Annotated in this window: 5 protein-coding genes; 2 read left to right on the forward strand and 3 right to left on the reverse strand. The window is 71.6% G+C overall.

Annotated features, from left to right (window positions below):
• Positions 1-44: 44 nt before the first annotated feature.
• The 3 genes from aspS to ABZ914_RS44320 are packed head-to-tail and all read right to left on the reverse strand — an operon-like array spanning position 45 to position 3,805.
• The gene (gene aspS, locus ABZ914_RS44310) at positions 45-1,805 is read right to left on the reverse strand and encodes an aspartate--tRNA ligase (RefSeq protein WP_500200725.1); all 1,761 of its coding nucleotides are present in this window, start codon (positions 1,803-1,805) and stop codon (positions 45-47) included.
• Complete coding sequence (hisS, locus tag ABZ914_RS44315) at positions 1,802-3,097, reverse strand: histidine--tRNA ligase (protein WP_500200726.1); 1,296 nt, start codon at positions 3,095-3,097, stop codon at positions 1,802-1,804. Before hisS ends, aspS begins: the two co-directional genes overlap by 4 nt.
• 12 nt (positions 3,098-3,109) lie before the next feature.
• A complete protein-coding gene (locus ABZ914_RS44320) occupies positions 3,110-3,805 on the reverse strand; it encodes an MBL fold metallo-hydrolase (protein WP_500200727.1) in 696 nt (231 codons plus the stop codon).
• Positions 3,806-4,043: 238 nt separating this feature from the next.
• Between ABZ914_RS44320 and ABZ914_RS44325 the strand changes: the two genes are divergently transcribed.
• Positions 4,044-4,796: a peptidylprolyl isomerase gene (locus ABZ914_RS44325; RefSeq protein WP_500200728.1), complete on the forward strand. Its 753-nt coding sequence runs from the start codon at positions 4,044-4,046 to the stop codon at positions 4,794-4,796.
• A gap of 72 nt (positions 4,797-4,868) precedes the next feature.
• Positions 4,869-6,104, forward strand: coding sequence for a DUF349 domain-containing protein (locus ABZ914_RS44330; protein ID WP_500200729.1), 1,236 nt, complete (start codon positions 4,869-4,871; stop codon positions 6,102-6,104).
• Positions 6,105-6,146: the final 42 nt, after the last annotated feature.

Below are 6,146 nucleotides of genomic sequence, written 5' to 3' on the forward strand. Positions count from 1 at the left end.
CACCGCGGAAGCGCGGTGACCGCCCCTTCGGGGTCCTGTCCCGGTCAGCCCTCGGCGGGGGCGTCCTCCGGGATGACGTCGATGCCGGCCTCCTTGCGCTGCCCCGGCGTGATCGTCGTCGGCGCGGCGGTCAGCGGGTCGAGGCCCGACGCGGCCTTCGGGAAGGCGATCACGTCGCGGATGGTGTCCTGGCCGGCCAGCAGCATGACGGTGCGGTCCCAGCCGAACGCGATGCCGCCGTGCGGGGGCGGGCCGAACTTGAACGCCTCCAGCAGGAAGCCGAACTGCGACTCGGCCTCCTCCTTCGACAGCCCGAGCACGTCGAACACGCGCTGCTGCATCTCGGCGCGGTGGATACGGATGGAGCCGCCGCCGATCTCGTTGCCGTTCAGGACGAGGTCGTAGGCGTCGGCGAGCGCGGAGCCCGGGTCCTCGTGGAAGGTGTCGGCGAACTGCGGCTTCGGCGCGGTGAACGGGTGGTGCACCGACGTCCAGCCGATCTGCTCGCCCTTGTCGTTCTCGACCGGCTCGAAGATCGGCGCGTCGACGACCCAGACGAAGTTCCACGCCGACTCGTCGATCAGGCCGCGGCGGCGGCCGATCTCCAGCCGGGCCGCGCCGAGCAGCTCCTGCGTGGCGTGCCGCTTGCCCGCGCCGAAGAAGATCGCGTCACCGGGGGACGCGCCGGTCTTCGCGGCGAGCCCCTCCTTCTCGGTGTCGGACAGGTTCTTCGCGACGGGCCCGCCGAGCGTGCCGTCCTCCTGGACGAGGACGTACGCGAGGCCGCGGGCGCCGCGGGCCTTCGCCCAGTCCTGCCAGCCGTCCAGCTCCTTGCGGGTCTGGGACCCGCCGCCCGGCATCACGACCGCGCCGACGTACGGGGCCTGGAACACGCGGAACGACGTGCCGGCGAAGTACTCGGTCATGTCGGTCAGCTCGTTGCCGAACCGCAGGTCGGGCTTGTCGGAGCCGTAGCGGGCCATCGCGTCGGCGTAGGTGATGTGGGGGATCGGCCGGGGGATCTCGTACCCGGCGATGTCCTTCCACAGCCGCGCGATGAGGTCCTCGCCGACCTTCAGGACGTCGTCCTGCTCGACGAACGACATCTCGATGTCGATCTGGGTGAACTCCGGCTGCCGGTCGGCGCGGAAGTCCTCGTCGCGGTAGCAGCGGGCGATCTGGTAGTAGCGCTCCAGGCCGCCGACCATGAGCAGCTGCTTGAACAGCTGCGGCGACTGCGGCAGCGCGTACCAGTGGCCGGGCTTGAGCCGGACGGGGACGAGGAAGTCGCGGGCGCCCTCGGGGGTGGAGCGGGTCAGCGTCGGCGTCTCGACGTTGACGAAGCCGTGCTCGCGCATGACCTCGTGGGTGAGGAAGGACGCCTCGGAGCGGATCCGCATCGCCTGCGCGACGGCGTCGCGGCGCAGGTCGAGGTACCGGTACTTGAGCCGGATCTCCTCGTTGACGTTGACGTCGCCCTCGATCGGGAACGGCAGCGGCGCCGACTCCGACAGCACCTCGATGTCGGTGGCGGCGACCTCGATGTCGCCGGTCGGCAGCTCGGGGTTCTCGTTGCCGGCGGGCCGGACCCGGACCTCGCCGACGACCTTCACGCAGAACTCCGAGCGCAGGTCGTGCGCCGCCTCGTCCTCGCGGAAGACGACCTGCGCGGTGCCGGAGGCGTCGCGCAGGTCGATGAACGTGACGCCGCCGTGGTCGCGGCGGCGGCCGACCCAGCCGGCCAGCGTGACCTGCTGCCCGGCGTGCTCCTTGCGGAGCGTGCCCGCCTCGTGGGTGCGGATCATTTCTGAAGCCTTTCCTTCAACGTCGTGGTGAGGTCGGTGAGCGGGACGGCGTTCTGCTCGCCCTCGGCCAGATCCTTGACCTGGGCGACGCCGCCGGCGATATCTCGCTCACCGAGGATCACGGCGTACCGGGCGCCCGACCGGTCGGCGTCCTTCATGGCGCCCTTCAGCTTCTTGCCGCCGAACGACATGTCGGCGGCGATCCCCGCCCGCCGCAGCTCGGCGACCAGGGCGAACAGCCGGCGCTCGGCGGTGTCGCCGAGCGCGACCCCGAACACCTCGCAGCGCGGCTTGGGCGCGAACGCGGCGCCCTCGCCCTCCGCCGACCCGTCTTTCTCCGACTCGGCCTCCAGCGCGAGGATCGTGCGGTCGAGGCCGAGGCCGAACCCGATGCCGGGCAGCGGCGGGCCGCCGATGTCCTCCGACAGGCCGTCGTAGCGTCCGCCGCCGCCGATGCCGGACTGCGCGCCGAGCAGCGGGTGGTCGAACTCGTACGTGGTGCGGGTGTAGTAGTCCAGGCCGCGGACGAGGGTGGGGGTGTCCTCCCAGGCGATGCCGAGATCGGCCAGCAGCTCCCGGACCCGGTCGTGGTACGCCTTGCAGTCCGGGCACAGGTGGTCGGCCATCAGCGGCGCCCCCGCGAGCTGCGCCTTCACCTGCGGGCGCTTGTCGTCCAGGACGCGCAGCGGGTTGATCTCGACGCGGGCGCGGGTGTCCTCGTCCAGGTCGAGCCCGCGCAGGAAGTCCTGCAGCAGGGCCCGGTAGGCGGGACGGCACTCCTTGCAGCCCAGCGAGTTCAGCAGCAGCCGCACCTGCGTGAGGCCGAGCGAGCGGTACCAGTTCGCGGCGATCGCGATGGTCTCCGCGTCGATCTGCGGGTCCTCGCTGCCGATCGCCTCCAGGTCGAGCTGGTAGAACTGCCGGTACCGGCCCTTCTGAGGGTTCTCCGCGCGGAACGCGGGCCCGGTCGTCCACACCTTCACCGGCAGCGCGCCCTTGTGCAGGTTCTTCTCCAGGACGGCCCGCAGCACCGTCGCGGTGAACTCCGGCCGCAGCGTCAGCGACCGGCCGCCCCGGTCCTCGAAGGTGTACATCTCCTTCGACACCACGTCGGTGGACTCCCCGACGCCCCGCCGGAACAGGTTGGTGTCCTCGAAGACGGCCAGCTCCAGGTAGCCGTAACCGGCCAGCCGCGCCTGCTCGGCGAACGCCTCGCGGATGGCGTAGAAGAGGTCCGCGCGCGGCGGAACGTACTCACTGACCCCCTTGGGGGCCCGGAAACTCGAACTCATGGTCTTTTAGGCTCAGAATCCCTTGTTCGGCCCATCGGCCGGAGTCAGCTCGGCCAGGAACGGGTTAGTCGCGCGCTCGCGGCCGATTGTGGTCTGCGTGCCGTGCCCGGGCAGGACCGCCGTCTCGTCCGGCATGGACAGGCACACCCGGGACAGGCTCGCGAGGATGTCCTCGTAGGAGCCGCCGGGCAGGTCGGTGCGGCCGATCGACCCGGCGAACAGCAGGTCGCCGGTGAACATCACGTCCGGCAGCTCCTGCGTCCTCGGCGTCCGGAAGGTCACCGACCCGGGCGTGTGGCCGGGCGCGTGGTCGACGGTGAGGCTCAGCCCCGCCAGCTCCAGCACCGCGCCGTCCGCCAGCTCCTTCACGTCGTCCGGCTCGGTCAGCTCCAGGCCCCCGAACAGCTGCTGGCCGGGGCCCAGGGACAGCCCCTTGGCCGGATCGGTGAGCAGGTCGCGGTCGTCCGGATGGATGTAGGCCGGGACGTCCTTGGCGCCGCACACCGGCGCCACCGACCACACGTGGTCGATATGGCCGTGCGTCAGCAGCACCGCGACCGGCTTCAGCCGGTGCTCGCGCAGGATCTCCTCGATCCCGGCCTCGGCGTCCTGGCCCGGATCGACGATGACGCACTCCTCGCCCGCGGCGGGCGCCACGACATAGCAGTTCGCGGCGAACGATCCAGCGGGGAACCCGGCGACGAGCACGGTCGTCCTTCCTTAGAACCATCTCGGGTGGGCTTGTCCGAGCGTACCGGCGCGGCCACGGCCATCGCGAACGAGATAGGCCGATCGCCGTGTCGCGGCACCGTCCGCGGCGGGGGCGGCGGAGCGGCACCGGCCGCCGCGGCTTCCTCCACGTTCGTTCAGGCTGGAACCCGTCGGGGGCGCGGGTGCCGCTACTATGCGCTGCACGTTCACCTGATCACAGCGGAAGGGCAGGCACGTGGCGGGGAAGGACCGCAAGAAGCAGCTCGCTCGGCAGCGCTACGAGCGGCAGCAGCAGGCGCTGGCGGAAGCGGCCGCCAAGGCCCGCCGCGTCAAGATCATCAGCTCCGCGGTGGCGGTGGCGGTCGTCGTGGTGGGCGGCGCGGCGGTCGTCGTGTACACCGGCAAGGACGACAAGTCCAAGGCCGACGGCCTCCACTGCTCCTACAACGCCGCGGGCCAGCCCGCCGGCAAGGTCAAGGACCTCGGCACGCCGCCGAAGAAGCCCGCCTACAAGGGCACCGTCCAGGCCACGGTGAAGACGAACCAGGGCGACGTCGTGATGGCCCTGGACGCCAAGGCCGCGCCGTGCACCGTGGGGTCGTTCGTCCACCTCGCCCAGAAGGGCTTCTACGACGACACCCCGTGCCACCGGCTGACCAGTGGCGGCCTGAACGTCCTGCAGTGCGGCGACCCGTCCGGCAAGGGCACCGGCGGCCCCGGCTACGAGTACGCCAACGAGAACACGGCGAACGCCAAGTACACGGCCGGGACGCTCGCCATGGCGAACTCGGGCCCGGACACCAACGGCAGCCAGTTCTTCCTGGTCTACAAGGACTCGGAGCTCCAGCCCGACTACTCGGTGTTCGGCAAGATCACCAAGGGGCTGGACGTCCTGCAGAAGATCGCCAAGGCGGGCTCCGACCCCGCGGGCGACGGCGCGCCCAAGAAGAAGGTCACGATCCAGGACGTCACGATCGCCCCGGTTTAGGCGATCGGGATACTAAGGTGTGAGGGTCCGGAGGCCGTGAGCCCGATCGGACCTGCGATTCAGGAGGCAAGGGTGTCCAGCGCGACCGATCCCTGGGGCCGGGTGGACGAGGACGGCACCGTCTACGTCAGGACCTCCGACGGCGAACGCGTCGTCGGGTCCTGGCAGGCCGGCGCGCCCGAAGAGGCCCTGGCCTACTTCAAGCGCAAGTACGACGCGCTCGCCACCGAGATCGGCCTGCTCGAACAGCGCGTCCGCACCACCGACCTGCAGCCCGCGCAGGCGCAGCACAGCATCGCCCGGCTGCGCGAGGCCGTCGGCGAGGCGCACGCCGTCGGCGACCTCGACGCGCTCGCCCGCCGGCTCGACGGCCTGACCGAGCAGGTCGGCCGCCGCCGCGAGGAGGTCAAGGCCCAGCGCGAGCAGCACCGGCACGAGGCCCGCGAGATCAAGGAGCGCATCGTCGCCGAGGCCGAGCGGATCGCCGCCGAGGAGACGCACTGGAAGAACGGCGGCGAGCGGCTCCGCCAGCTCGTCGAGGAGTGGAAGGCCGCCGACCGTATCGACCGGCCCACCGAGACCGCGCTGTGGAAGCGGCTCTCCTCCGCCCGCAACGCCTTCACCAAGCGCCGCAAGGTCTACTTCGCGACCCTCGACGACCAGCGCGAGGAGGCCCGCCGGGAGAAGGAGCGCCTCGTCGCCGAGGCCGAGGCGATGCAGGACTCGACCGACTGGGGCGAGACCGCCGCCGCCTACCGCGACCTCATGCGCCGCTGGAAGCTCGCCGGCCGCGCCTCCCGCGACGCCGAAGAGGACCTCTGGGCCCGCTTCAAGGGCGCCCAGGACACCTTCTTCCAGGCCCGCAGCGCCGCGTTCGCCGAACGCGACGCCGAGTTCCGCGGCAACGCCGAGGAGAAGGAGAAGATCCTCGCCGAGGCCGAGCGGCTGCTGCCCGTCCGGGACGTCCGGCAGGCCCGGCAGGCGCTCCGCGCGATCCAGGAGCGCTGGGAGGCCGCCGGCATGGTGCCCCGCGACCAGCGCGACCGCCTCGAAGGCCGGCTCCGCAAGATCGAGGAGGCCGTCCGGACCGCCGAGGAATCGGAGTGGCGCCGCACCAACCCCGAGGCCCGCGCCCGCGCCGAGGCCACCGTCAACCAGCTGCGCAGCTCCATCGACCAGCTGGAGAAGCGCCTGGACAAGGCCCGCGCCGCCGGCCGCGACAAGGACGTCAAGGACGCCGAGGAGGCCCTCGGCGCCCGCCGCGCCTGGCTGGAGGAGGCCGAGCGCACGCTCGCCGAGTTCTCTTGATCTCCCAGGGGGGCGACCCCCTGGAACCCCCGTCACGACGCA

The organism is Spirillospora sp. NPDC046719, assembly GCF_040645715.1.
Lineage (GTDB): Bacteria > Actinomycetota > Actinomycetes > Streptosporangiales > Streptosporangiaceae > Spirillospora.

What these genes read in the sequence shown, in the direction of transcription:
- aspS (WP_500200725.1), bottom strand. Translation starts at nt 1,805, where the DNA reads ATGATCCGCACCCACGAGGCGGGCACGCTCCGCAAGGAGCACGCCGGG.
- hisS (WP_500200726.1), bottom strand. Translation starts at nt 3,097, where the DNA reads ATGAGTTCGAGTTTCCGGGCCCCCAAGGGGGTCAGTGAGTACGTTCCG.